Genomic DNA, 22,454 nt, shown 5'->3' with positions numbered 1-22,454 from the left:
CCATGTCCCGCCGTCGTCGACACAACAATCACATTCGGGGCGATACCCAGCCGGCGCGTATCCATTTCTGACGCTTGACCCCGCGTCGCTGGCGGTTGCTTCCAAAGGAGAAGTCACCACGATGAAGTCGGCGTTCTCATTCCTGCCCAACTGGCCGCTTACGCCGGATGCCGTGTTCTGGGCCGGGCTCGCGTTGTTTGCGGCCGGCCTGTGTGGCGAGCTTTGCTATCGCGCATGGCGTCTGCCTCGCATCACCGGTTATGCGGTGATCGGTCTCATCGCCGGATCGTTCGGGTTCGGCGTGATCGATGCAAGCACCGACGAAACGTCCCGGTTGCTGATCGACGTCGCGCTCGGCCTCTTGCTGTTCGAGCTCGGCAGCCGTCTCGACCTGCGCTGGATCCGGCGCAATCCGTGGCTCGTCGCGTCGAGCCTCGCCGAAGCCACGCTGACGTTCGTGCTGGTGCTGTTCGTGATGCTCGGGCTCGGTGTGTCGGGGATGGTCGCGTTGGTGCTGTCGGCGATCGCGATCGCGACGTCGCCGTCGATGGTGATCCAGCTGAAGACCGAACTGCGCGCGGAAGGGCAGGTGTCGCAACGCCTCATCACGCTCACCGCGCTCAACAGCGTCTATGCGATCGTGCTGACCAAGCTGGTGACGGGCTGGCTCCACCAGGAAGCGTACGGCAACGTTTTCGCGACGATCCTGCAGCCGCTCTACCTGCTCATCGGTTCGTTCATCGTCGCGTATGTCGTTGCGCGTTCGTGCAACTACCTGTTCCGCCACATGACCGCGACGATGCGCGACGAGCATTCGTTCGTTGCGTTGTTCGGGCTCGTGATGCTCGCGATCGCCGTCGCCCAGGCGCTGAAGCTGTCGACGCTGCTTACGCTGCTGCTCGCCGGCATCATCGTGAAGAATCTCGAAGCACGTCCGCAACTGTGGCCCGAGCACTTCGGCACGGCCGGCTGGCTGCTGACGGTGGTCCTGTTCGTGCTCACGCTCACGTCGTTCACGTGGGGCGACATCGCGCTCGGCGGGCTGCTCGCGATCGTGCTGATCGTCACGCGGCTCGTCGCGAAGCTGGCCGGCGTCGTCGCGTTCGCGAAGCCGAGCGGCATCGGGATGAAGCAGGGCATCGCGCTCGGCATCGCGCTCACGCCGATGTCCGCGCTGTCATACCTGCTCGTCGACGACACCTACCAGCTCTATCCGAATTTCGACCCGCACCTGCGCGCGATCGTGATGTGCACGATCGTGATCCTGCAGCTCGTCAGCCCGTTCATCGTGTACCGCTGCCTGTCGGCGGTCGGTGAACGCAGCGACGGCAACTGATTCCGGAACCTGCCATGGCACTCGAAACCTTCGTCAATTCCGAGCCGTTTACGTTCGGCGTCGAACTGGAGATCCAGGTCGTCAACACGCACAACTACGACCTGACCAAAGCGGCCTCCGACCTGATGCGCCTGATCCAGGGCGAGACCTTCCCGGGCAACATCACGCCGGAAATCACCGAGAGCATGATCGAGCTGTCGACCGGCATCTGCCATTCGCACGAGCAGGCGGTGAGCGAGCTGCATGCGATCCGCGACGTGCTCGTGAAGGCGGCCGACCAGCTCAACGTCGGGCTGGCCGGCGGCGGCACGCATGCGTTCCAGCAATGGAGCGACCGGCAGATCTACGATGCGCCGCGCTTCCAGTACATCTCCGAGCTGTACGGCTATCTCGCGAAGCAGTTCACCGTGTTCGGCCAGCACGTGCACATCGGCTGCCCCGATCCCGACAGCGCGCTGTTCCTGCTGCACTCGATGTCGCGCTTCATTCCGCACTTCATCGCGCTGTCCGCGTCGTCGCCGTTCGTGCAGAACGTCGACACCGGCTTCCATTCGGCACGCCTGAATTCGGTGTTCGCGTTCCCGCTGTCGGGCCGCGCGCCGTTCGTGCTGACCTGGGACAGCTTCGAGGAGTACTTCACGAAGATGGTGAACACCGGCGTCGTCAACTCGATGAAGGACTTCTACTGGGACATCCGGCCGAAGCCCGGCTACGGGACGATCGAGGTGCGCGTGATGGACACGCCGCTGTCGGTCGACCGCGCGGCGGCGATCGCCTGCTACATCCAGACGCTCGCGCGCTACCTGCTGACCGACCGGCCGCTGAAGCTGTCCGAGGACGACTACCTCGTCTACACGTTCAACCGTTTCGAGGCGTGCCGCTTCGGGCTCGAGGGCACCTGCGTGAATCCTCAGACGGGCGAGCGCCGCACGATCGCCGAAGACATCCTCGACACGCTCGACCGGATCGCGCCGCATGCTGCCGCGCTCGGCTCGCGTGCGGCGCTCGACGAGATCGGCGCGCTCGCCAAGGCGCGCGTGAACGACGCATCGTGGTTGAGAACCGTTTTCAAACAGGAAAAATCGCTCAATGAGACGGTCCGCCAGCAGTGCTTACGGTGGCGCGAGTGAAAAAATGTTTTGCAGATTACGGGGTCGACCGAATCGCGATTCACTGAACGACCGGCGGCCGCGATTGCCGCCGAAATCGTTGCCGGTTGTCCTGAAAATCTGTGGATAACTGGATATTCCGCTGCAAAGTCAACGATCTGTGCACGGGATAACCCGGTGGATCATTGCGGTTGGCCCGATGGCCGATCCGAACAGGAAAATGCCCTCGTGCACCGTTCGGCGGGCGTTCGACATTGCAGGCACAACGAAAAATTTTGGTTATCCAGTGATTTTCCACAGAATGAAGGGGATAACTTAGCTGTGCGATTTTCCGCTCTCGCTTAGAATGTCGGCTTTGCGGACACCGGAACGACGCGTGTCTTACCGGTCGCCGCGAACGCGACCGCCGCGTGTGCCCTCGCGACGGCCGTGCTGACATACTCGCAAGAGCATGTCTGTTTTGAGATAGACATTCGATCTCCACACTACGGCCGCTCGGCAAACCGGGCGGCGGCAAAGCGAAAAGACTATGAGCGAAGGCGTTTACGGGAATCAGGCTTCGGGACGTGTGACCCACAGCCTGCTGCGGTTGAGTACGGCCATGCGAAGCCAGGCATGGGATTGGGCGGAAGGCGCAGGCCTCACGCCGACGCAGGGCGAGATTCTCGTGCTGCTGCTGCAGCGCAAGGGCCCGATGCGGCTCGGCGAGATCGCGCGCGAGACGCAGCTGACCGCGGCGACCACGAGCGATGCGGTGAGCACGCTCGAGACGAAGGGTCTCGTCGAGAAGCGCCGTGCGCTGGACGACGGCCGCGCACTGGCCGTGCGCCTGTCGGCCCGTGGCCGGACGGCCGCGAAGAAGGCGCTGCAATGGCCTGAATTCCTGACGAAAGCGGTCGGCAAGCTCGGCGCGGACGAGCAGGGCACACTGTATCGCGCGCTGCTGAAGACGCTGCGCGAACTGCAGGTGGCCGGTGCGACGCCGCCGCAGCGCATGTGCTTGACGTGCGCCCACTTCCAGCCGGGCAAGCTGTCGAAGAAGACCGTGCATCACTGCGCGGCGCTCGACATCTCGATGTCCGACAGCGATCTGCGTCTCGACTGCTCGGTGCAGGAAGAGGCCGACGCGGCGACGCAGAAGAAGACCTGGAAGATTTTCGCCGGCTGACGTCCGTCGATCGACCGGGAGGCCGATGATGAACGCTGAAGTCGTGGCGATCCGCCACGTGCATTACGAGGATCTCGGGAGCTTCGAGCAGGTGCTCGGCGAACGGGGCCGGCGGGTGCGCTACGTCGACGTCGGGTCGTCGCGGGTCGAGGTGCTCGACGTGCTCGAGCCGTCGCTACTCGTCGTGCTCGGCGGGCCGCTCAGCGTGTACGACGATGCGCAGTATCCGACGATCGCGCCGCTCGCGGCGCTCGTGCGCAAGCGCATCGACGCCGGGTTGCCGATCCTCGGGATCTGTCTTGGTTCGCAGTTCATCGCCCGGGCGCTCGGTGCGCGCGTCTATCCGGCCGCGCAGCACGAACTCGGCTGGACGCCGCTGACGCTCACCGATGCCGGTCGCGCGTCGCCGCTGCGTCATCTCGATGGTGCGGCGACGTCGATGCTGCATTGGCATGGCGACACGTTCGACCTGCCGGGCGGGGCGATTCATCTTGCCTCGACCCCGGCCTGCCGTCACCAGGCGTTCGCATGGGGCCAGCACGTGCTGGCGCTGCAATGCCATCCGGAAATCCGCACCGACCGATTCGAGCCGTGGCTGATTGCGAACGCCGGCGAAATCGCGGCGACGCCCGGGATCGACGCGCGCCAGTTGCGCGCCGATACCGCGCAGCACGGCCCCGCGCTCGAGGCGGCCGCGCGACGCATGTTCGCGGAGTGGCTCGACAGCGTCGGACTCTGACGCCGCCAGCGGCGCCGCCGTTCGCCGCGAAGGGATTGCTCGGCCCGCATTCGTTGCAGGCCGGCGCATCGCCGTATGCGTTGCCTTTTCTCCATTGCCGGCAACCGGCCGCCGGCCGGACCTGACCATCCGCTTACTGCCGGGTGCGCCATCTGCACGCTTGCCGCCTGCGTGCTACGCTCGTTCGCTCTTTCCTTTCCTGGCGAGCGGCCTCCATGACTGCGCTGTTTTCCCCGTTCACGCTGCGCGGCGTGACCCTTCCGAACCGGATCGTGATCTCCCCGATGTGCCAGTATTCGGCCGAACGCGGCGAGGCGACCGACTGGCACATGATTCACCTCGGCCATCTCGCGCTGTCGGGCGCGGGGCTGCTCTGCATCGAGGCGACCGCCGTGGAACCCGACGGGCGCATCACGCATGGCGACCTCGGCCTCTGGGACGACGTGACCGAAGCCGCGCTGAAGCCGGTGCTGGCCGCGATCCGCAAGCATTCGCCGGTCCGCATCGCGATGCAGTTGTCGCATGCGGGGCGCAAGGCGTCGAGCAACGTGCCGTGGCAGGGCGGTCAGCTCGTGTCGGTCGCCGACGGCGGCTGGTTGCCGCATGCGCCGTCGGCCGTGCCGCACAAGGATGGCGAGACGCCGCCGCTCGCACTCGATGCCGCGGGCCTGAACCGGATCCGCGAAGCGTTCGCGGCGTCGGCGAAGCGGGCCGCACGGCTCGGCATCGACGCGATCGAGGTGCACGCGGCCCACGGCTACCTGCTGCACCAGTTCCTGTCGCCGCTCGCGAACCGGCGCACCGACGAATACGGCGGCTCGCTCGAAAACCGCATGCGCTTTCCGCTCGAGATCTTCGAGATCGTGCGTGCGGCGTTTCCGGAAGACCGGCCGGTCGGCGTGCGCGTGTCCGCGACCGACTGGGTCGAAGGCGGCTGGGAGCTCGACGATACGATCGCGTTCGCGCACGAACTGAAGCGCCGCGGCTGCGACTGGATCGACGTGTCGTCCGGCGGCGTGTCGCCGCTGCAGAAGATTCCGCTGTCGCCCGGTTACCAGGTGCCGTTCGCGCAGGCGGTGAAGCGCGCGGTCGGCATGCCGACGATCGCCGTCGGCCTGATCAACGAGCCGGCGCATGCGAACCGGCTCATCGAGGCCGGCGATGCCGATTTCATAGCGATGGCACGTGCGATGCTGTACGACCCGCGCTGGCCGTGGCATGCGGCGGCCGAGCTCGGCGCGCAGGTGACGGCGCCGCCGCAATACTGGCGCTCGCAGCCGCGCGAGCACAAGGCGTTGTTCGGCGACATCGCATTCGGCCAGCGTTGAGCACCGCGCGCGCAATATTGCGCGTGATGTTGAACGAAGCAATCGTGAACGTGTAGGATGCGGGTGATTCGCCGCATGCCCCGACGCGGCACCAACCGGTGCCGCGTTTTCGTTTTGCGCGGCGCCAGGCCGTGACCGCGGCCGTCTTCCATTCAAGTCGTCTTCACAAGGATTCGTTCGATGAGTTCACGCAGGATCGCGGTGCGCCGCTCGGGAGTACACGGCAAAGGCGTGTTCGCCGTGGCGCCGATCAAGGCCGGCGAGCGCGTAGTGGAATACAAGGGCGAACGAATTTCATGGAAGGAGGCGCTGCGCCGCCACCCGCACGACCCGAGCGAACCGAACCATACGTTCTACTTCGCACTGGACGAGGGCGGGGTGATCGACGGCAAGATCGACGGCAACAGCGCGCGCTGGATCAACCACTCGTGCGCGCCGAACTGCGAAGCCGAGGAAGTCAAAGGCCGCGTGTACATCCATGCGCTGCGCGACATCGGGCCGGAAGAGGAACTGTTCTACGACTACGGCCTCGTGATCGACGCGAAGCTGACGAAGGCGCTCAAGCGCGAGTACGCGTGCCATTGCGGTGCGGCGTCGTGCCGCGGCACGCTGCTCGCGACGTCCGACGAGGGCGGGAAGAAGAAAAAGAAGAAGGACAAGAAGGACGCCAAGTCCGAGTCCCGGTCGAAAGACAAGAAAAGCAAGAAGTGACGCAGGCGGCGGCGCATCGTGCGCTGCCGCTGCCGTTTCTGCAGACGGCTGCCGCATCGTGCAGCCGTGCTTCCCGCCTTCCTCGTCCGGCGCGCGGCCCGCTCAGCGGCCGCCCGCCGCGAGTCCCTCGGTCTCTCAGTGCGTCGATGCGGCGGCCGGTGTTTCGCTGGCCGGCTGCTCGGTGCGCGCGACCAGCGGCACCCTCACCACGAAGCGCGAGCCGCCTTCGGATGCATCCTCGTACGACACGGTGCCGCCGTGCATCGCGATGATGTCGTGCACGATCGCGAGGCCGAGCCCGGCGCCCGTCTCGACACCGTTGCCGCTTTGCGCGTCGCCGCGGAAGAAGCGCTTGAACAGGTCGGCCTGCTGGTTGGCGGGCACGCCGGGGCCGTTGTCCTCGACGACGATCTCGGCGGCCGGCTGGCCGTCCTCGAGTGCGCCGCGCGCAACGTTCACGGTGATCCGTGCGCCGTCCGGCCGCGCGAGCGGGACGTACTTCAGCGCATTGTCGAGCAGGTTCGCGATCACCTCGCGCAACAGCACGGGGTTGCCGCGCACGAACAGCTTCTCGTCGTCACCCGGATCGTCGGTGCGCTGGAAGCCGAGGTCGACGTGCGACGCAAGGGCGCGCGGCACCCATTCGGCACCCGTCTCGAACGCCATCGCCGCGAGGTCGACGTCGACGAACCGCGCAGCCTGTTCGCCCGGCTCGGCACGGGCGAGCGACAGCAACTGGTTGGACAGCCGCACCGCACGGTCGGCGGCCGCGCGCAGTTCGCGCACCGCGGCGAAGGTCTGGTGCGGGTCGCGCGCCACGGCTGCCTGCTCCGCGTGCAGCTTCACGGCCGTGAGCGGCGTGCGCAACTGGTGTGCGGCATCGGCGATGAACTTGCGCTGCGCGTCGAGCGCGGTCTTCAGGCGACCGAGCAGCGCGTTCATCGCGCTCGTCAGCGGCCGGATTTCCAGCGGCACCTCGGTTTCGTCGACCGGTTCCAGCGACGTGTGGGTCTGCCGGTTCAGCGAATCGGCCAGGTGCGTGAGCGGGCCGAGCTGCTGGTTCACGACGCGCCACACGATGCCCCAGCCCGCGAGCAGCAGCAGCAGCAGCGGCATCATGATCGCGACGAGGAACTCGGCCGCGATCCGGTAGCGGTGCCGCACCGGCTGTGCAACCTCGACGACCATCGGCTTGCCGCCTTCGACGTCGTCGACGCGCACCTGCGCAACCCGCACCGCACGGTTGTCGTATTCGGCCTCGAACACGTACGCGTGATGCATGCGGCGCACGTTGATGCCCTGGAGCGGCAGCTTCGGATCGCCGGCGAGTTCCTGTTCGCCGTCGCTGATCCGGTAGATCAACGCTTCGGCGGGATCGGAGAACATCGCCTGCGCAAGCGGCGGCACCGTGAACGGCGCGTCGGGGCCGGCGATCTGGATCTGTTTGGAGATGGCGGTCGCGAGATCGGCGAGCGAGCGGTCGATCACGTGCTGCGTGTATTGCCACGCGAGCCAGTAGGCGATCAGGCCGCTCATCAGCGCGAGCATCGACAGCGGGGCGGCGAGGCGCCGAAGCAGCGAGCGGCGCAGGCTGGTGGTCACAGCCGGATCAGGAGACATTTCGACGGGCAAATGGATAAACGCCGCTCACGGGGAGCGGCGCGGTCGTGCGCCGGGCGGCGACGCGGAGCAGCGCGCACACGCGGGCGGCACGGGGCCGCCCGGCGTGCGGTGCCGCGCTCAGACGCTCGCCGTCTGGCGGATTTCCTGCAGCAGGTAGCCGAAGCCGCGCACCGTGACGATTTCGACACGGCACTGCTCGAGTTTCTTGCGCACGCGGTGGACGTAGACTTCGATCGCGGTGTCGCCGAGATCGCCGCCGAAGTGCGTGAGGTGATCCTGCAACTGGGCCTTGCTGACGACGCGGCCGTGACGCAGCAGCAGCATCTCGAGCACCGCGAATTCGCGCGGCGACAGTTCGAGCGGCTTGTCGTCGTTGAAGATGCGGCGATCGACGCCCGACAGGCGGACGCCACCGAGCGACACTTCCGGACGCGGCATGTCGCTGTGCGGGCCGCTGCGGCGCATCACCGCGCGGATGCGCGCTTCGAGCTCGGCCGGCTCGAACGGCTTGAGCATGTAGTCGTCGGCGCCGGAGTTCAGGCCCTGGATCCGGTCGTTCAGCTCGTCGCGTGCGGTCAGCACGATGACGGGCGTGTGGCGGTTGGTCTGGCGGAAGCGCGTGAGCAGTGTCATCCCGTCGATGCCCGGCAGGCCGAGGTCGAGGATCACGAGTTCGTGGCGGTTCTGTGCCAGCGCCTGTTCGGCAAAGATGCCGTCATGCACCATGTCGACGGTGAAGCCAGCCTGCTCGAGGCTGCTCTGGATACCGCGTGCGATGGGGCGGTCGTCTTCAATCAGAAGGAGTCGCATGAAGTTCGCTCAAGTACAATGGGTTGGCGGTTCAGGCACGCGGACAGCACGACGCCGTTTCCACAGGGGCGCCGCAACACCTGACATCAAGCATGGCGGCCAGCGAACGATTAAATCCAAACATGTCCGATATTTCGATCAACGACCTAGAAGCCGCGATCAATTTCTGGCGCGCCCGCTCGCCGTCGAGCGGCGACGAACTCAAACTCTGCGAAGAGGCCAGCGCGCTTTCCAAGCCGTATGCGCTGCTGATTGTACAGCGCGAAAGCGCGCTGCAACTGGAAGGTTTGGACCCCAAGGCACGGAAAGCCTACGAGGCTTACGTGCGCCTTAAGGATGGCTTGGAAAGCTGAAGGCTTCCGCTGACTACATCCTAGAAAACGTTCATCGAAATGAAAAGTTGACGCGCCGCGCATCGAAAGACGCGCGGCGGTAGAGGAATGCCTCAGGCGGCGGGTTGCGCGTGTGCGCCGGCACGGTCGATGAACAGTGCCAGTTCGATGTCGCGTTCGGTCAGGCCGTCGGCATCGTGGGTCGACAGCGTGACGTCGACACGGTTGTACACGTTGAACCATTCCGGATGGTGGTTCATTTCCTGCGCCTTGATCGCGACGCGCGTCATGAAGCCGAACGCTTCGTTGAAATCGGCGAAGCGCAGGCTGCGCTGGATCGCATCGCGGCCCGGGACGGCCGTCCAGAGCGGCAGGCCTTCGAGCCGGGTCTTGCGTTCTTCTGATGTGAGCTTGTGGATCATCTTGCACCTCTCGGTCGGTAACGGCGCCCGCGCGCGGCTGCGCCGCGCGGCGAAGCCGGCATCGGTCATTGTTTCATAGTTGTGGGACGGCCATCCGGGGACGGCCATCCGGCGACGGGTATCCGGGGAAGGCGATCGGGAGACCGCCCGCGGCGCGTCCCGGCGCCCTCGAACGTCACGCGTCGGCGTCGTCCGGCCAGCCTTCGCCCGTGCCGCGATGCAGCACGCGATCGGTATCGAGCACCGCGCCGGCCGCGAACTCGGGCAGCGCCGCCAGCCGATCGGCGAGCGCACGGCCGTCGACGTCGGCGAGCGCGAACAGCTGCGCGAAATCGTCGATCACGAAGTAAGTTTTCTGGAACGTGTCGATCCGGTACTTCGTGCGCATCACGCGCTCGAGGTTGAAGCCGAGCCGGTTCGGCGCCGCGCTTTCGAGGCTGTACAGGCTTTCGCCCTTGCTCGACACGATCCCGGCGCCATAGATGGACAGCCCGTTCGTGCCGCTCGGGTCGCGAATCAGCCCGAATTCCACCGTATACCAGTAGAGCCGTGCGAGGCGTGCCAGCGCCGCTTCATCGTCGGCGACCGCGAGCGCGGTGCGGCCGTACGCCTGCATGTAGTCGGCGAACACCGGGTCGATCAGCAGCGGCACGTGGCCGAACAGGTCGTGGAAGCAGTCGGGTTCCTGCAGGTAGTCGAGCTGGTCGGGGCGGCGCATCCACCAGGTGACGGGGAAGCGCCGGTTCGCGAGATGCTCGAAGAACACGCGATCGGGCACGAGGCCCGGCACCGCGACGATCTCCCAGCCCGTTGCCGGCTTCAACTGGCGGTTCACGTCGGCGAACGACGGCACGCGATCGGCCGGCAGGTCGATCTTCCCGAGCCCCGCGACGAACGCGTCGCATGCGCGCCCGCGCAGCAGCGCCGACTGGCGTGCATAGAGCTGCTTCCACACCGCGTGGTCGACCTGGCCGTAACGCGCGAGCGGCTGGTCGATGGTGAAATCGGCGCGGGTTTCGAGGCCCGCATCGAACTGCTCCTGCAGTTTCGCGGTGACGACGGTGGACATGATCTGACTCTGCACGTGGCGGTTGGGAACCATGCAAGTGTAGAGCGGGCTGCACGCGGAATGGGCGCATAGTTGGCGTTGATTCGCTTGTTGATGCGATAATCACGCACCAAATCACGAATCAATGCGGAGAATACTCATGCTGGAGCTCGACCACTTCGATCTCGCACTACTGGACGTGCTGCAGCGCTTCGGCCGCGCGACGCACCAGCAGCTCGGCGAGGAGGTGCCGCTGTCGCCGTCGCAAATTGGCCGGCGGCTGCAGCGGCTCGAGGCGGCCGGCGTGATCGAAGGCTATCGCGTGATGCTGCGCCCCGAAAAGCTCGGGCTCGGCGTCACCGCGTTCACGAGCCTCAAGCTCAAGCACCACGGTGATTCGATCATCGAGCAGTTCCAGCAGCAGATCGACGTGCTGCCCGAAGTGCTCGAATGCCATGCGGTGGTGGGTGATGCCGACTACCTGCTGAGGATCGTTGCGCCCGACCTGAACGCGCTGTCGCAGTTCGTGATGAAGAAGCTGATGCGCGTGCCGGGCGTCGACAGCGTGCGCTCGAACATCGTGCTGACGACCTTCAAGCGCAACGGCGCGTTGCCGCTCGCGCACCTGGCGCCCGGCGCCGCCTGACGCGGCAACCGCGCGGCGGCAGGGTTGACGGTGGCGCGGGTTGCGCCGCCTTGGGGCAGGGGCCGGATCAGGCCGCTTCGTGCGGCGTGTCGGCGTTCAGCAGGTCGACGTACGCAACTGCGACGAGATCGTCCTGCGACACGCCGAGCTTCGCGAACACGTCGTGCGCTTCGGCTTCGCCGCCGGCTTCGTCGTCGTCGGGGCCGAGCACGACTTCCAGTTCGATGAAATCGCCGAGGCCGTCGACCCGGTCGAGGTGGATGCGCGTGCGGCCCGCGAGGTACACGTGCCGTTCCTTCGTCACGATCCCGCGCGTGGTCAGCGCGGTGGCGAGCAGCGCATGCATCGCGTCGGGGTTCGTCACCGGGCTGCGCGTGTAGTACGACGCCTTCGGGCCGTCGCGGTCGTCGCGCTGGTAGAAGATCAGCTCGGCCGGCGTGCCGTCCTCGAAGCGGCGCAGCTTCAGCCGGCCGCGCGGCACGTCATAGAAGAAATCCTGCTGGCGATAGAACAGCGGCGCTTCGGTCGCGAGCCTGGCCGCCTGTTCGCGCAGCTGGTCGAATTCGCGGGCGCGGGCTTTGATCTCGATGTTGCGGGCCATGCGGGTCTCCTTCAATCGGGGTCTCGCGGTGTGCGAACGCACAATCTAGCAAAAAGCCCGCGAAGGTGGCGTGACGACCGGCGGGACGCGGCGACACGATGCGGCCGGGAGGTTCGGCTCCGGGATTTCCCCGTTCACGCACACGCGATGTCCCGCACGGTCGCCGGCTGCCGACCGGCGACGTACCACCCGTTGACGCCCGGTGCGCGGCCGGCCCCGCTGCTATCAGCAGCACTCATATCGCCCACTGCGCTTCGATCAGCCGCAGCGCCGCCGCGATCGCCGGTTCGTCGCGCCGCTCCGCGAGCGTCACGAACGTCAGTTCGGTGGGCACCGTCACGGGCTCGACGATCGTCAGCGCATGCGCGTGCGCTTCGGCCAGCGCGGTCGAGTCGCGCGCGAGCGTCAACCCGATCCCCGATTTGACGAGATCGAGCATCGACTGCTCCTGGTCGACCTCGGCCACCTTGAGCGGTTGCGCGCCGGCTTCGGCGAAGCGCCGTGACAGCAGCCGGTGGTGCGCGGACGCCGGCGGCGTCCAGATCCACGGCAGCGTGGCAAGCGCGCGCCAGTCGTGCGCGCGCTGCACGCGCTCCTTCCAGCCGGCCGGCGCGAGGACGCGGTACTGGAAATGCGTGAGCGTGACGGTGTGGAACAGGGCGCCGTCGAGCGGATCGTCCTCGCCCGGCCGGCCGATGTAGTAGCCGACATCGAGCGCCCGCGTGCGCACCTGTTCGATCACCCAGCCCGACATCCCGTGCCGCAGCGCCGTCTCGATCTGCGGATGGGTTTCGACGAGCGCGCGCAGGAAGCCGCCGAGCCGCAGGAAGCCCGGATCGAGGATCGTGCCAATCCGCAGCCGGCCGCGCACCTCGTGCCGCAGCGCAGCAGCGGCGCGCTGCACGTCGGCGGCCGCGACGAGCGCGCGTTCCGCATGCGGCAGCAGCGTCTGGCCGTCGCGCGTGAGCGCGAGGCCGCGCGACGTGCGCGTGAACAGCGTGACGCCGAGCGTTTCCTGCAGATGCTTGATCTGCAGGCTGACTGCGGGCTGCGTCAGGTGCAGCTGCACGGCGGCGCGCGTCAGGTTGCCTTCGCGCGCGACCGTCGCGAACGCGCGGAGCAGGGTGAGATCCATCGTCGTGATATGAGCGCAGCTTATAACGCAGTTCAGCATAACTCATTGGATCGGCGGCCGGCGGCCGGAGTACGCTTCATCGGTCGCGGCGCGGGGCCGCAAGCGCGGCTCGCGACGCACTATGCTGAAAATGACGCGCGGCTTTGCGCCGCGTGACAGGAGACAAACCGTGACTACCCAACGCACGCTAGAAGGCGAATTCGATTACGTGATCGTCGGCGCGGGCACCGCGGGCTGCGTGCTCGCGAACCGCCTGACCGAGGATCCCGACATCCACGTGCTGCTGCTCGAAGCGGGCGGCAAGGACGACTATCACTGGATCCACATCCCGGTCGGCTATCTGTATTGCATCGGCAACCCGCGCACCGACTGGCTGTACAAGACGCAACCCGAAGCCGCGCTCAACGGGCGGGCGCTGTCGTATCCGCGCGGCCGGGTGCTCGGCGGCTGCTCGTCGATCAACGGGATGATCTACATGCGCGGCCAGCGCGAGGATTACGACAGCTGGGCGCAGGAAACCGGCGACGCCGGCTGGTCGTGGGACAGCGTGCTGCCGATCTTCAAGCGCAGCGAGGATCACCATGCGGGCGCGAGCGACGCGCACGGCGCGGGCGGCTACTGGCGTGTCGAGAAGCAGCGGCTGCGCTGGGAGATCCTCGAATCGTTCGCGCAGGCCGCGCAGCAGACGGGCATCCCGGCAACCGACGATTTCAACCGCGGCGACAATTCCGGGGTCGGCTATTTCGAGGTGAACCAGAAGCGCGGCGTGCGCTGGAATACGTCGAAGGCGTTCCTGCGGCCCGCGATGGCGCGCCCGAACCTGACCGTGATCACCGGCGCGCAGGCGCAGCGCGTAATCTTCGACGGGCGGCGCGCGGTCGGCGTCGAATACCACGGTGGCGGCACGGATTACGTCGCGCGCGCGCGTTCGGAGGTGCTGCTGACGTCCGGCGCGGTGAATTCGCCGCAGTTGCTCGAACTGTCGGGTATCGGTGATGGCCGGCGGCTGCAGGCGCTCGGCATCGACGTCGTGCAGGATCTGCCGGGCGTCGGCGAAAACCTGCAGGATCACCTGCAATTGCGGATGGCGTTTCGCGTCGAAGGCGTGCGCACGCTCAACACGCTGTCCGCGCACTGGTGGGGCAAGCTGATGATCGGCGCCGAATATGCGTTGCTGCAGCGCGGGCCGATGTCGATGGCGCCGTCGCAGCTCGGCGCATTCGCAAAATCCGATCCCGACGATCCCGCGCTCACGCGCCCCGATCTCGAATACCACGTGCAGCCGCTGTCGCTCGAACGCTTCGGCGAGCCGCTGCACAGCTTCAACGCGTTTACGGCGTCCGTGTGCCATCTGCGGCCGACGTCGCGCGGCAGCGTGCATATTGCGAGCGCCGATCCGGGCGCACCACCCGCGATTGCGCCGAACTATCTGTCGACCGACCACGATCGCCACGTCGCCGTGAACGCGCTGCGGCTCACGCGCCGGATCGCGTCCGCGCCGGCGCTCGCGCGCTATCGGCCCGAGGAGATCCTGCCGGGCCTGCAGTATCGAAGCGAAGCCGAGCTGATCGAGGCGGCCGGCGCCGTCGGCACGACGATCTTCCATCCGGTCGGCACCTGCCGGATGGGGCGTGCCGACGATGCGCGCGCGGTGGTCGACAGCCGGCTGCGCGTACGCGGCATCGCCGGGCTGCGAATCGTCGATGCATCGGTGATGCCGTTCATTACATCGGGCAACACCAATTCGCCGACGCTGATGATCGCCGAGCGCGCGAGCGACATGATTCGTGCCGATCGCCGTGCGGCGCGCGAAGCGACGCCGGTGCGCACGGAGCAGGCGGTGACAGCCGCGTGACGGAACGCTGACACGCACGACAGCGGGCCGTCATGATGACGCCCGCTGATTCGCTATGCGAAACAAGCTGCTGTTGCAGCGGCGGCCGATGGTGCCAATGGCACCGAATAACGCCGGTTCGCCCGGCAAGATCCATGCAAGCCGTGCCGCCGCACGGCTTTTTTGTTGCGTGCGTGCCGGGCCGTGCGGGTGGTCAACGCACGATGATGCACGTGTCAAAAAAACGGCGTGAAAAACCGTGCACAGCCGCGTGCGACATGGCGGCCAGCCCTATAAGTGCAAATCCCGATGATTGCACTGCACCAACGGCGAGACAATGTGGCGCAGTGTAGAGACGCGTCGGCGCGGGAGACCACCCTCGAGGCGTAACACGGCGCCCGGGGCAGACCGCTCATCCGCTGACCTGTTTCGCGGACGCTTCTCGCGAATCTTCCCGGTGCTTCGCCTGACTTCGTACGGAAGGGAACATGATTCTCGGCGACACGATTCTGGAAACACGCGGACTGACCAAGGAATTCAGGGGTTTCACGGCCGTCAACGGCGTGAACCTGCGTGTGCGTCGCGGTGCGATCCATGCGCTGATCGGACCGAACGGCGCGGGCAAGACCACCTGCTTCAACCTCCTCACCAAATTCCTGACGCCGACGGCCGGCCAGATCGTCTTCAACGGCATCGACATCACCGACGAGCGGCCCGCGCAGGTCGCGCGGCGCGGCATCATCCGCTCGTTCCAGATCTCGGCCGTCTTCCCGCACCTGACCGCGCTGCAGAACGTGCGCATCGGGCTGCAGCGCGCGCTCGGCACCGAATTCCATTTCTGGCGCAGCGAACGCACGCTGAAGCGGCTCGACGACCGCGCGATGGACCTGCTCACGCAGGTGGGCCTCACCGATTTCGCGCAGGTGCCGACCGTCGAGCTCGCGTACGGCCGCAAGCGCGCGCTGGAGATCGCGACCACGCTCGCGATGGAGCCCGAACTGATGCTGCTCGACGAGCCCACGCAGGGGATGGGCCACGAGGACGTCGATCGCGTGACCGCGCTGATCAAGAAGGTCGCGAGCGGCCGCACGATCCTGATGGTCGAGCACAACATGAACGTGATCGCGGGCATCTCCGACACGATCACCGTCCTGCAACGCGGCGAGGTGCTGGCCGAAGGCTCGTATGCGGAAGTGTCGAAGAATCCGCTCGTCATCGAGGCCTACATGGGCAGCGCCGACGCGGCGCTCGCGGGGGCGCACGCATGAAGCACAGCGAACGGGAGGAACGCGAATTGAGCGGCGTCGAAAGCGGTACGCCCGCGCTGGAGATCACGGGCCTGGAGGCCTGGTACGGGGAATCCCACATATTGCACGGTGTCGACCTGACGGTGCATCGCGGTGAAGTCGTCACGCTGCTCGGCCGCAACGGCGCGGGCCGCACGACGACGTTGCGCGCGATCATGGGCCTCACGGGCCGCCGCAGCGGGTCGATCAAGGTCGCGGGCAACGAGACGATCGGCCTCGCGACGCACCGCATCGCGCATTACGGCATCGGCTACTGCCCGGAGGAGCGCGGGATCTTCTCGAGCCTGTCGTGCGAGGAGAACCTGATGCTGCCGCCGCTGATCGGGCCGCGCGAGCACGCGATGCCGATCGACGAGATCTACGCGATGTTCCCGAACCTCGCGTCGCGCCGGCAGAGCCAGGGCACGCGGCTGTCCGGCGGCGAGCAGCAGATGCTCGCGGTCGCGCGGATCCTGCGCACCGGCGCGAACCTGCTGCTGCTCGACGAGATCTCCGAAGGCCTCGCACCGGTGATCGTGCAGGCACTGGCGCGGATGATCGTCGCGCTGAAGGCGCGCGGCTACACGATCGTAATGGTCGAACAGAATTTCCGCTTCGCCGCGCCGCTCGCCGACCGGTTCTACGTGATGGAGCACGGCAGCATCGTCGAACATTTCCAGGCGGCCGAACTGGAAAGCAAGATGCCGACCCTGCACGACCTGCTCGGGGTATGACGCCGCCCCGTTTCCCTTGCCGCTAGCCGTGGCGGCCCTCGAACAACCACAACGCATCAGAACAACAGGAGACGTCAATGAAAATGAAGACCCTCGCACAGGCCTGTCTCGCACTCGCGACTGCCGCGTTCACCGCCGGCGCCGCGCAGGCCGCGGATACCGTGAAGATCGGCTTCATCACCGACATGTCGGGGCTTTACGCGGATATCGACGGGCAGGGCGGACTCGAGGCGATCCGCATGGCAGTGGCCGACTTCGGCGGCAAGGTGCTCGGCAAGCCGATCGAGGTCGTCTATGCCGATCACCAGAACAAGGCCGACATCGCCGCATCGAAGGCGCGCGAATGGATGGACCGCGGCGGGCTCGACCTGCTGGTCGGCGGCACGAACTCGGCCACCGCGCTGTCGATGAACCAGGTCGCGGCCGAGAAGAAGAAGGTCTACATCAACATCGGCGCGGGCGCCGACACGCTGACCAACGAGCAGTGCACGCCGTACACGGTCCACTACGCATACGACACGATGGCGCTCGCGAAGGGCACCGGCTCGGCGGTGGTGAAGCAGGGCGGCAAGTCGTGGTTCTTCCTGACGGCCGACTATGCGTTCGGCAAGGCGCTCGAGAAGAACACGTCCGACGTCGTGAAGGCGAACGGCGGCCAGGTACTCGGCGCGGTGCGTCACCCGCTGTCCGCGTCGGATTTCTCGTCGTTCCTGCTGCAGGCGCAATCGTCGAAGGCGCAGATCCTCGGCCTTGCAAACGCGGGCGGCGACACGATCAACTCGATCAAGGCCGCGAAGGAGTTCGGCATCACGAAGACGATGAAGCTCGCCGCGCTGCTGATGTTCATCGACGACGTGCACAGCCTCGGCCTCGAGACGACGCAGGGCCTGGTGCTGACCGACAGCTGGTACTGGAACCGTGACGCGGCGTCGCGCCAGTGGGCGCAGCGCTACTTCGGCAAGATGAAGAAGATGCCGTCGAGCCTGCAGGCGGCCGACTACTCGTCGGTGACGACCTACCTGAAGGCCGTCCAGGCCGCCGGCACGACCGATTCCGACAAGGTGATGGCCGAGCTGAAGAAGATCAAGATCAACGACTTCTACGCAAAGGGCTATATCCGCACGGACGGCAGCATGATCCACGACATGTACCTGATGGAAGTGAAGAAGCCGGCGGAATCGAAGGAGCCGTGGGATTACTACAAGGTGCTCGCGACGATTCCGGGCGAGCAGGCGTTCGGTACCAAGCAGGAGACGCGCTGCGCGTTGTGGAAGTAAGCAGGGCGTAGCGGCGCGCGCGGGCGCGCCGCTCGGTGGCGGCTGCAGCGATGTGCCCGCTGCGCCGCCCGCGTACGCGATGCATGAAGGTTGCGTACGCAACGAAACTCATTCTGACGGCTAAGTCGATGGAAATCTTTGGCATTCCGTTGCCGGCGATGCTGAGCCAGTTGCTGCTCGGGCTCGTCAACGGCTCGTTCTACGCGATCCTGAGCCTCGGGCTCGCGGTGATCTTCGGGCTGCTCAACGTGATCAACTTCGCGCACGGCGCGCTGTTCATGCTGGGCGCGATGCTCGCGTGGATGGGCCTGTCGTATTTCGCGTTGCCGTACTGGGCGATGCTCGTGATCGCGCCGCTGGTGGTCGGCGCGTTCGGGATCCTGATCGAACGCTCGATGCTGCGCTGGCTGTACAAGCTCGATCACCTGTACGGGTTGCTGCTCACGTTCGGGCTCACGCTGGTCGTCGAAGGCGTGTTCCGGTCGATCTACGGTTCGTCCGGCCAGCCGTATGACGTGCCGTCGCAGCTGTCCGGCGCCACCAACCTCGGCTTCATGTTCCTGCCGAACTACCGCGCGTGGGTCGTCGTCGCGTCGCTCGCGGTGTGTCTCGCGACATGGTTCGTGATCGAGAAGACGCGCTTGGGCGCGTACCTGCGCGCGGGCACCGAGAACCCGAAGCTCGTCGAGGCATTCGGCGTGAACGTGCCGATGATGATCACGCTCACCTACGGCTTCGGCGTCGCGCTCGCCGCGTTCGCGGGCGTGCTGGCCGCGCCGGTGATCCAGGTGTCGCCGCTGATGGGCCAGCCGATGATCATCACCGTGTTCGCGGTGGTCGTGATCGGCGGGATGGGCTCGATTCTCGGCTCGATCGTCACGGGCCTGCTGCTCGGCGTGATCGAGGGCTTCACGCGCGTGTTCTACCCCGAAGCGTCGGCCACGGTCGTGTTCGTGATCATGGCGATCGTGCTGCTGTTCCGCCCGGCGGGGCTCTTCGGCAAGGAAAAATGATGCAGAGAAAAGTGCTCTACGGCGTGCTGCTCGCCGCACTGCTCGCCGCGCCGTTCATCGGCGCGTATCCGGTGTTCGTGATGAAGGTGCTCACGTTCGCGCTGTTCGCGGCCGCGTTCAACCTGCTGATCGGCTATACGGGGCTGCTGTCGTTCGGCCATGCGATGTTCCTCGCGACCGCCGGCTATGCGACCGGTTATTCGATGCAGACGCTCGGTTTCACGCCGGAGCTCGGCGTGCTGGTCGGCACCGTTGCCGCGACGCTGCTCGGGCTCGTCGTCGGGCTGTTCGCGATCCGGCGGCAGGGCATCTACTTCGCGATGATCACGCTCGCGTTCGCGCAGATGGTCTACTTCATCTACCTGCAGGCGCCGTTCACGCACGGCGAGGACGGGCTGCAGGGCGTGCCGCGCGGCCACCTGTTCGGGCTGCTCGACCTGTCGAACGACGTCGCGCTGTACTACGTCGTGCTCGCGGTGGTGGTCGCCGCGTGTGCGTTCATCGTGCGAGTCGTGCATTCGCCGTTCGGCCAGGTGCTCGTCGCGATCAAGGAGAACGAGGCGCGCGCGATCTCGCTCGGCTACGACACCGACCGCTTCAAGTTGCTCGCGTTCATCCTGTCGGCGGGCATCGCGGGGCTGGCCGGCTCGCTGAAGGTGCTCGTGCTCGGCTTCGAGACGCTGTCGGACGCGTACTGGACGATGTCGGGCCTCGTCGTGCTGATGACGCTCGTCGGCGGGATGGGCACGCTGTTCGGGCCGCTGCTGGGCGCGGCGCTGATCGTCGCACTGGAAGACCGGCTCGGCGACATCGGCGAATGGCTCGCGTCGACGACGGGCGTCGCGTGGTTCCATTCGCTCGGCGAATCGGCGACGATCGTCACCGGGCTGATTTTCATCGCATGCGTGCTTGCATTCCGGCGCGGCATCGTCGGTGAAATGGTCGCGCGGATCAAGCCGCTCAGGGCGTCCTGAATGCGTGCGGTAGGCGTCACCGGGCGGTTGATGCGAAGCACCATCCGGCATGCTCCGGAAGGGCGTCGCAACGGGCTCGGGCCGGCGCCGTGCGGCAAGCTGGTGCCCCATTTTCGTGCGGCGATGCACCATAGGGGTAAATGCTAAGTTGTCGCACCGTGAAAGGTCCTTTAATCTTCGTCCTAGTTCTGATGCACCGCGAAACGAATTTGCAGGTGGAGAACGAGGAGACAATCGAGGCACAAAGTGCCCGGACCCCAAAGCGCTGTTGGACGGAATCCAACAGCGCTTTTTCATTTGCGTGCACGGATTTCCGCTGTTGGTGCATCGGCCTGCGCAGTGGCCGTATTCCGCGCTTGCGTTCGCACCGCGCTTCTTCCGCGCTCCGCCGCGTCCCTCCGTTTTCCGGTTTTCCGCTTTCCCACGATTCGTTCGCAGCCGATGCTCAGCCGTACGCTGGCCGTTCGGGCTAACCCGGTTGGCGTGCGCAAAACGCGTCCGTTACACTCAGCTTTCGCCGACCGAGCGGTCGGGAAAATCGGTCGGCAGTTCTCCTACAAGCAGAATGCAGAAGAGGGAGTACGGTTGGATGAGCAGCGCAGGACGATGGATCGGGGCAGGAAGGGCGGCGGGTGCCGTTCGTTCGTCGTGGGGTTGGGCTGCTGTCACCGCGGCCTTCCCGAGCCGTTCTACGGCCTGTAGGCGCGTTCCGGCGTCATCGCCGGTCGTTGCGTGCGCATCCGTATCGATATTCGCGTCCGCGTCCGCATTCGCATGAGCAACCGGCTTCCCGATCATGCGCCGCTCGCGGGCCTGGCCGCATCAGGCCGGATCGACATGCCTTTCCTTGATCGTTGCGCATGCATCGATTGCCCGCACGATTCCGCCTTTCTCCGCTTTCTTCATCCAGACGACACCGCTGTTGCGCATCGTGACGGTCGAACGACCGTTTCGACCGCGGGCCGGTGCGTCCGCGCGCGGTGCCGTCCGGGTGTCGTTGCGGGTGCGGCGTTTCACGGGAAAACGAGCGTAGGCGTGGCAAGGCGAGATAGTTAAATTATTAACTTGTTTGGGGAACCGGGAGCCGTCCGAGCGTCCCGTGGCTTTTTCGAGCAGCGTTTGGAGACAACGTAAATGAAGATGAATCGATGGATGGAGGCCGTGCTCGCCGCGGGCCTCGTGTGTGCGGCGGCAACGGCGTCGGCGCAGGTGAAGATCGGCGTGACGCTGTCGGCCACCGGGCCGGCCGCGTCGCTCGGGATTCCGGAAAAGAACACGATCGCGCTGCTGCCGAAGGAAATCGCCGGCAAGAGCGTGCAGTACATCGTGCTCGACGACGCATCCGACACGAGCCGCGCGGTGCAGAACGTGCGCAAGCTGATCGATGAAGATCACGTCGACGCGATCATCGGCTCGTCCGTCACCCCGAATTCGCTCGCGATGCTCGACCCCGTGTCGCAGGGCAAGACGCCGACGATCTCGCTCGCGGCGAGCGCCCAGATCATCTCCCCGATGGACGCGAAACGCGCATGGATGTTCAAGGTGCCGCAGAACGACCAGCTGATGGCCGATGCGATCGCCGGCTACATGGCGAAGCACGGCGTGAAGACGGTCGGCTTCATCGGCTTCGCCGATGCGTACGGCGACAGCTGGTACAAGACGTTCGACGCGGCGGCCGCGAAGAACGGCCTGAAGGTGGTGTCGAACGAGCGCTACAACCGCACCGACGCATCGGTGATGGGGCAGGTGCTGAAGCTGATGGGCTCGAATCCGGATGCGGTGCTGATCGCCGGCTCGGGCACGCCGGCGGCGCTGCCGGCGAAGACGCTGAAGGAGCGCGGCTACAAGGGCAAGGTGTACCAGACGCACGGCGTCGCGAACAACGACTTCCTGCGCGTGTGCGGCAAGGATTGCGAAGGCGAGATCCTGCCGGCCGGCCCCGTGCTCGTGACCGACCAGCTGCCCGATTCGAACCCGGTGAAGAAGCCGGCGCTCGGCTACAAGGCCGCTTACGAGAAGGCATACGGCGCGGGCTCGCTGGCGACGTTCGGCGGCCATGCGTGGGACGCGGGGCTGTTGCTGCAGCGTGCGATTCCGGAAGCACTGAAGAAGGGCCTGCCGGGCACCGAGGCGTTCCGCGAGGCGCTGCGCGCGTCGATCGAGAACGTGAAGGACCTGCCCGTGTCGCACGGCGTGATCAACATGACGCCGACCGACCACAACGGCTTCGACACGCGTGCGCGCGTGATGGTGCAGATCGTCGACGGCAAGTGGAAGCTGCAGGCCGAGTAAGCATCACGTGAAACCGGCATGCGCGGTGCGATTGGC

General features: G+C 66.2%; 22 protein-coding genes. 15 read left to right on the top strand and 7 right to left on the bottom strand.

From position 1 onward, the window contains the following. Window positions 1–121: 121 nt before the first annotated feature. The 6 genes from F3J15_RS13680 to F3J15_RS13655 all read left to right on the top strand — a co-directional run bounded on the left by F3J15_RS13680 (window position 122) and on the right by F3J15_RS13655 (window position 6,391). Complete coding sequence (locus tag F3J15_RS13680) at window positions 122–1,336, top strand: cation:proton antiporter (RefSeq protein WP_089444734.1); 1,215 nt, start codon at window positions 122–124, stop codon at window positions 1,334–1,336. A gap of 14 nt (window positions 1,337–1,350) precedes the next feature. Beyond that, on the top strand, window positions 1,351–2,466 hold the full coding sequence (locus F3J15_RS13675) for a YbdK family carboxylate-amine ligase (protein ID WP_006490006.1): 1,116 nt from the start codon (window positions 1,351–1,353) through the stop codon (window positions 2,464–2,466). Between the two features lie 508 nt (window positions 2,467–2,974). After that, window positions 2,975–3,613 (top strand): MarR family winged helix-turn-helix transcriptional regulator, encoded by a 639-nt coding sequence (locus F3J15_RS13670; protein ID WP_034188191.1) that lies wholly within the window; start codon window positions 2,975–2,977, stop codon window positions 3,611–3,613. Between the two features lie 28 nt (window positions 3,614–3,641). Beyond that, a complete protein-coding gene (locus F3J15_RS13665; RefSeq protein WP_166891647.1) occupies window positions 3,642–4,352 on the top strand; it encodes a glutamine amidotransferase in 711 nt (236 codons plus the stop codon). Window positions 4,353–4,567: 215 nt separating this feature from the next. Continuing rightward, entirely contained in the window at window positions 4,568–5,680 is a 1,113-nt protein-coding gene (locus F3J15_RS13660) for an NADH:flavin oxidoreductase/NADH oxidase (RefSeq protein ID WP_166891645.1), read from the top strand. 180 nt (window positions 5,681–5,860) lie between these two features. Beyond that, window positions 5,861–6,391, top strand: coding sequence for an SET domain-containing protein-lysine N-methyltransferase (locus F3J15_RS13655; protein ID WP_166891643.1), 531 nt, complete (start codon window positions 5,861–5,863; stop codon window positions 6,389–6,391). Between the two features lie 135 nt (window positions 6,392–6,526). On the opposite strand, the gene F3J15_RS13650 is transcribed toward F3J15_RS13655, so the two are convergent. Both F3J15_RS13650 and F3J15_RS13645 read right to left on the bottom strand, forming a co-directional pair. Further along, entirely contained in the window at window positions 6,527–8,011 is a 1,485-nt protein-coding gene (locus tag F3J15_RS13650) for a sensor histidine kinase (protein ID WP_166891641.1), read from the bottom strand. Between the two features lie 120 nt (window positions 8,012–8,131). Then, a complete protein-coding gene (locus F3J15_RS13645) occupies window positions 8,132–8,824 on the bottom strand; it encodes a response regulator transcription factor (protein WP_006401494.1) in 693 nt (230 codons plus the stop codon). A 122-nt stretch (window positions 8,825–8,946) separates the two neighbouring features. On the opposite strand from F3J15_RS13645, the gene F3J15_RS13640 reads away from it, so the two are divergent. Continuing rightward, entirely contained in the window at window positions 8,947–9,177 is a 231-nt protein-coding gene (locus F3J15_RS13640) for a DUF3717 domain-containing protein (protein ID WP_069246758.1), read from the top strand. Window positions 9,178–9,269: 92 nt separating this feature from the next. On the opposite strand, the gene F3J15_RS13635 is transcribed toward F3J15_RS13640, so the two are convergent. Further along, complete coding sequence (locus F3J15_RS13635) at window positions 9,270–9,578, bottom strand: 4a-hydroxytetrahydrobiopterin dehydratase (protein WP_039352208.1); 309 nt, start codon at window positions 9,576–9,578, stop codon at window positions 9,270–9,272. 175 nt (window positions 9,579–9,753) lie between these two features. Next, entirely contained in the window at window positions 9,754–10,647 is an 894-nt protein-coding gene (gene phhA / locus F3J15_RS13630; protein WP_240158921.1) for a phenylalanine 4-monooxygenase, read from the bottom strand. Between the two features lie 139 nt (window positions 10,648–10,786). Here phhA and F3J15_RS13625 point away from each other — a divergent pair, with 139 nt between their 5' ends. Continuing rightward, window positions 10,787–11,272, top strand: a complete 486-nt coding sequence (locus F3J15_RS13625; protein ID WP_006408082.1) for an Lrp/AsnC family transcriptional regulator — start codon at window positions 10,787–10,789, stop codon at window positions 11,270–11,272. A 67-nt stretch (window positions 11,273–11,339) separates the two neighbouring features. On the opposite strand, the gene F3J15_RS13620 is transcribed toward F3J15_RS13625, so the two are convergent. Beyond that, the gene (locus tag F3J15_RS13620; RefSeq protein WP_069246759.1) at window positions 11,340–11,873 is read right to left on the bottom strand and encodes a class IV adenylate cyclase; all 534 of its coding nucleotides are present in this window, start codon (window positions 11,871–11,873) and stop codon (window positions 11,340–11,342) included. A 235-nt stretch (window positions 11,874–12,108) separates the two neighbouring features. Further along, on the bottom strand, window positions 12,109–13,008 hold the full coding sequence (locus F3J15_RS13615) for a LysR family transcriptional regulator (protein WP_069246760.1): 900 nt from the start codon (window positions 13,006–13,008) through the stop codon (window positions 12,109–12,111). 169 nt (window positions 13,009–13,177) lie between these two features. Here F3J15_RS13615 and F3J15_RS13610 point away from each other — a divergent pair, with 169 nt between their 5' ends. The 6 genes from F3J15_RS13610 (at window position 13,178) to F3J15_RS13585 (ending at window position 20,126) form a co-directional block, all read left to right on the top strand. Further along, complete coding sequence (locus tag F3J15_RS13610) at window positions 13,178–14,863, top strand: GMC family oxidoreductase N-terminal domain-containing protein (protein ID WP_166891638.1); 1,686 nt, start codon at window positions 13,178–13,180, stop codon at window positions 14,861–14,863. A gap of 467 nt (window positions 14,864–15,330) precedes the next feature. After that, window positions 15,331–16,110, top strand: a complete 780-nt coding sequence (locus tag F3J15_RS13605) for an ABC transporter ATP-binding protein (RefSeq protein WP_021160426.1) — start codon at window positions 15,331–15,333, stop codon at window positions 16,108–16,110. Further along, window positions 16,107–16,862 (top strand): ABC transporter ATP-binding protein, encoded by a 756-nt coding sequence (locus tag F3J15_RS13600; RefSeq protein WP_039351472.1) that lies wholly within the window; start codon window positions 16,107–16,109, stop codon window positions 16,860–16,862. Before F3J15_RS13605 ends, F3J15_RS13600 begins: the two co-directional genes overlap by 4 nt. Window positions 16,863–16,939: 77 nt before the next feature. After that, entirely contained in the window at window positions 16,940–18,139 is a 1,200-nt protein-coding gene (locus F3J15_RS13595; protein WP_069246762.1) for an ABC transporter substrate-binding protein, read from the top strand. Window positions 18,140–18,267: 128 nt separating this feature from the next. After that, the gene (locus F3J15_RS13590) at window positions 18,268–19,152 is read left to right on the top strand and encodes a branched-chain amino acid ABC transporter permease (RefSeq protein ID WP_069246763.1); all 885 of its coding nucleotides are present in this window, start codon (window positions 18,268–18,270) and stop codon (window positions 19,150–19,152) included. Further along, a complete protein-coding gene (locus F3J15_RS13585) occupies window positions 19,152–20,126 on the top strand; it encodes a branched-chain amino acid ABC transporter permease (RefSeq protein WP_039351467.1) in 975 nt (324 codons plus the stop codon). Before F3J15_RS13590 ends, F3J15_RS13585 begins: the two co-directional genes overlap by 1 nt. Window positions 20,127–20,633: 507 nt before the next feature. On the opposite strand, the gene F3J15_RS13580 is transcribed toward F3J15_RS13585, so the two are convergent. Then, window positions 20,634–20,924: a hypothetical protein gene (locus F3J15_RS13580; protein WP_166891617.1), complete on the bottom strand. Its 291-nt coding sequence runs from the start codon at window positions 20,922–20,924 to the stop codon at window positions 20,634–20,636. 336 nt (window positions 20,925–21,260) lie between these two features. On the opposite strand from F3J15_RS13580, the gene F3J15_RS13575 reads away from it, so the two are divergent. Next, window positions 21,261–22,418, top strand: coding sequence for an ABC transporter substrate-binding protein (locus F3J15_RS13575; RefSeq protein WP_166891636.1), 1,158 nt, complete (start codon window positions 21,261–21,263; stop codon window positions 22,416–22,418). The last annotated feature ends 36 nt before the right edge of the window (window positions 22,419–22,454 follow it).

The sequence above is a fragment of the Burkholderia sp. Ap-955 genome (assembly GCF_011753045.1).
In the GTDB taxonomy this organism is placed as follows: Bacteria; Pseudomonadota; Gammaproteobacteria; order Burkholderiales; family Burkholderiaceae; genus Burkholderia; species Burkholderia lata_D.
The sequence above is the reverse complement of the archived record's forward strand: the minus strand, read 5'-3'. Positions and strand labels throughout refer to the sequence as shown.

Coding starts and splice junctions, on each gene's coding strand:
- F3J15_RS13680 (WP_089444734.1), top strand. CDS start 122: ATGAAGTCGGCGTTCTCATTCCTGCCCAACTGGCCGCTTACGCCGGAT.
- F3J15_RS13675 (WP_006490006.1), top strand. CDS start 1,351: ATGGCACTCGAAACCTTCGTCAATTCCGAGCCGTTTACGTTCGGCGTC.
- F3J15_RS13670 (WP_034188191.1), top strand. CDS start 2,975: ATGAGCGAAGGCGTTTACGGGAATCAGGCTTCGGGACGTGTGACCCAC.
- F3J15_RS13665 (WP_166891647.1), top strand. CDS start 3,642: ATGAACGCTGAAGTCGTGGCGATCCGCCACGTGCATTACGAGGATCTC.
- F3J15_RS13660 (WP_166891645.1), top strand. CDS start 4,568: ATGACTGCGCTGTTTTCCCCGTTCACGCTGCGCGGCGTGACCCTTCCG.
- F3J15_RS13655 (WP_166891643.1), top strand. CDS start 5,861: ATGAGTTCACGCAGGATCGCGGTGCGCCGCTCGGGAGTACACGGCAAA.
- F3J15_RS13650 (WP_166891641.1), bottom strand. CDS start 8,011: ATGTCTCCTGATCCGGCTGTGACCACCAGCCTGCGCCGCTCGCTGCTT.
- F3J15_RS13645 (WP_006401494.1), bottom strand. CDS start 8,824: ATGCGACTCCTTCTGATTGAAGACGACCGCCCCATCGCACGCGGTATC.
- F3J15_RS13640 (WP_069246758.1), top strand. CDS start 8,947: ATGTCCGATATTTCGATCAACGACCTAGAAGCCGCGATCAATTTCTGG.
- F3J15_RS13635 (WP_039352208.1), bottom strand. CDS start 9,578: ATGATCCACAAGCTCACATCAGAAGAACGCAAGACCCGGCTCGAAGGC.
- phhA (WP_240158921.1), bottom strand. CDS start 10,647: ATGTCCACCGTCGTCACCGCGAAACTGCAGGAGCAGTTCGATGCGGGC.
- F3J15_RS13625 (WP_006408082.1), top strand. CDS start 10,787: ATGCTGGAGCTCGACCACTTCGATCTCGCACTACTGGACGTGCTGCAG.
- F3J15_RS13620 (WP_069246759.1), bottom strand. CDS start 11,873: ATGGCCCGCAACATCGAGATCAAAGCCCGCGCCCGCGAATTCGACCAG.
- F3J15_RS13615 (WP_069246760.1), bottom strand. CDS start 13,008: ATGGATCTCACCCTGCTCCGCGCGTTCGCGACGGTCGCGCGCGAAGGC.
- F3J15_RS13605 (WP_021160426.1), top strand. CDS start 15,331: ATGATTCTCGGCGACACGATTCTGGAAACACGCGGACTGACCAAGGAA.
- F3J15_RS13600 (WP_039351472.1), top strand. CDS start 16,107: ATGAAGCACAGCGAACGGGAGGAACGCGAATTGAGCGGCGTCGAAAGC.
- F3J15_RS13595 (WP_069246762.1), top strand. CDS start 16,940: ATGAAAATGAAGACCCTCGCACAGGCCTGTCTCGCACTCGCGACTGCC.
- F3J15_RS13590 (WP_069246763.1), top strand. CDS start 18,268: ATGGAAATCTTTGGCATTCCGTTGCCGGCGATGCTGAGCCAGTTGCTG.
- F3J15_RS13585 (WP_039351467.1), top strand. CDS start 19,152: ATGCAGAGAAAAGTGCTCTACGGCGTGCTGCTCGCCGCACTGCTCGCC.
- F3J15_RS13580 (WP_166891617.1), bottom strand. CDS start 20,924: ATGATCGGGAAGCCGGTTGCTCATGCGAATGCGGACGCGGACGCGAAT.
- F3J15_RS13575 (WP_166891636.1), top strand. CDS start 21,261: ATGAAGATGAATCGATGGATGGAGGCCGTGCTCGCCGCGGGCCTCGTG.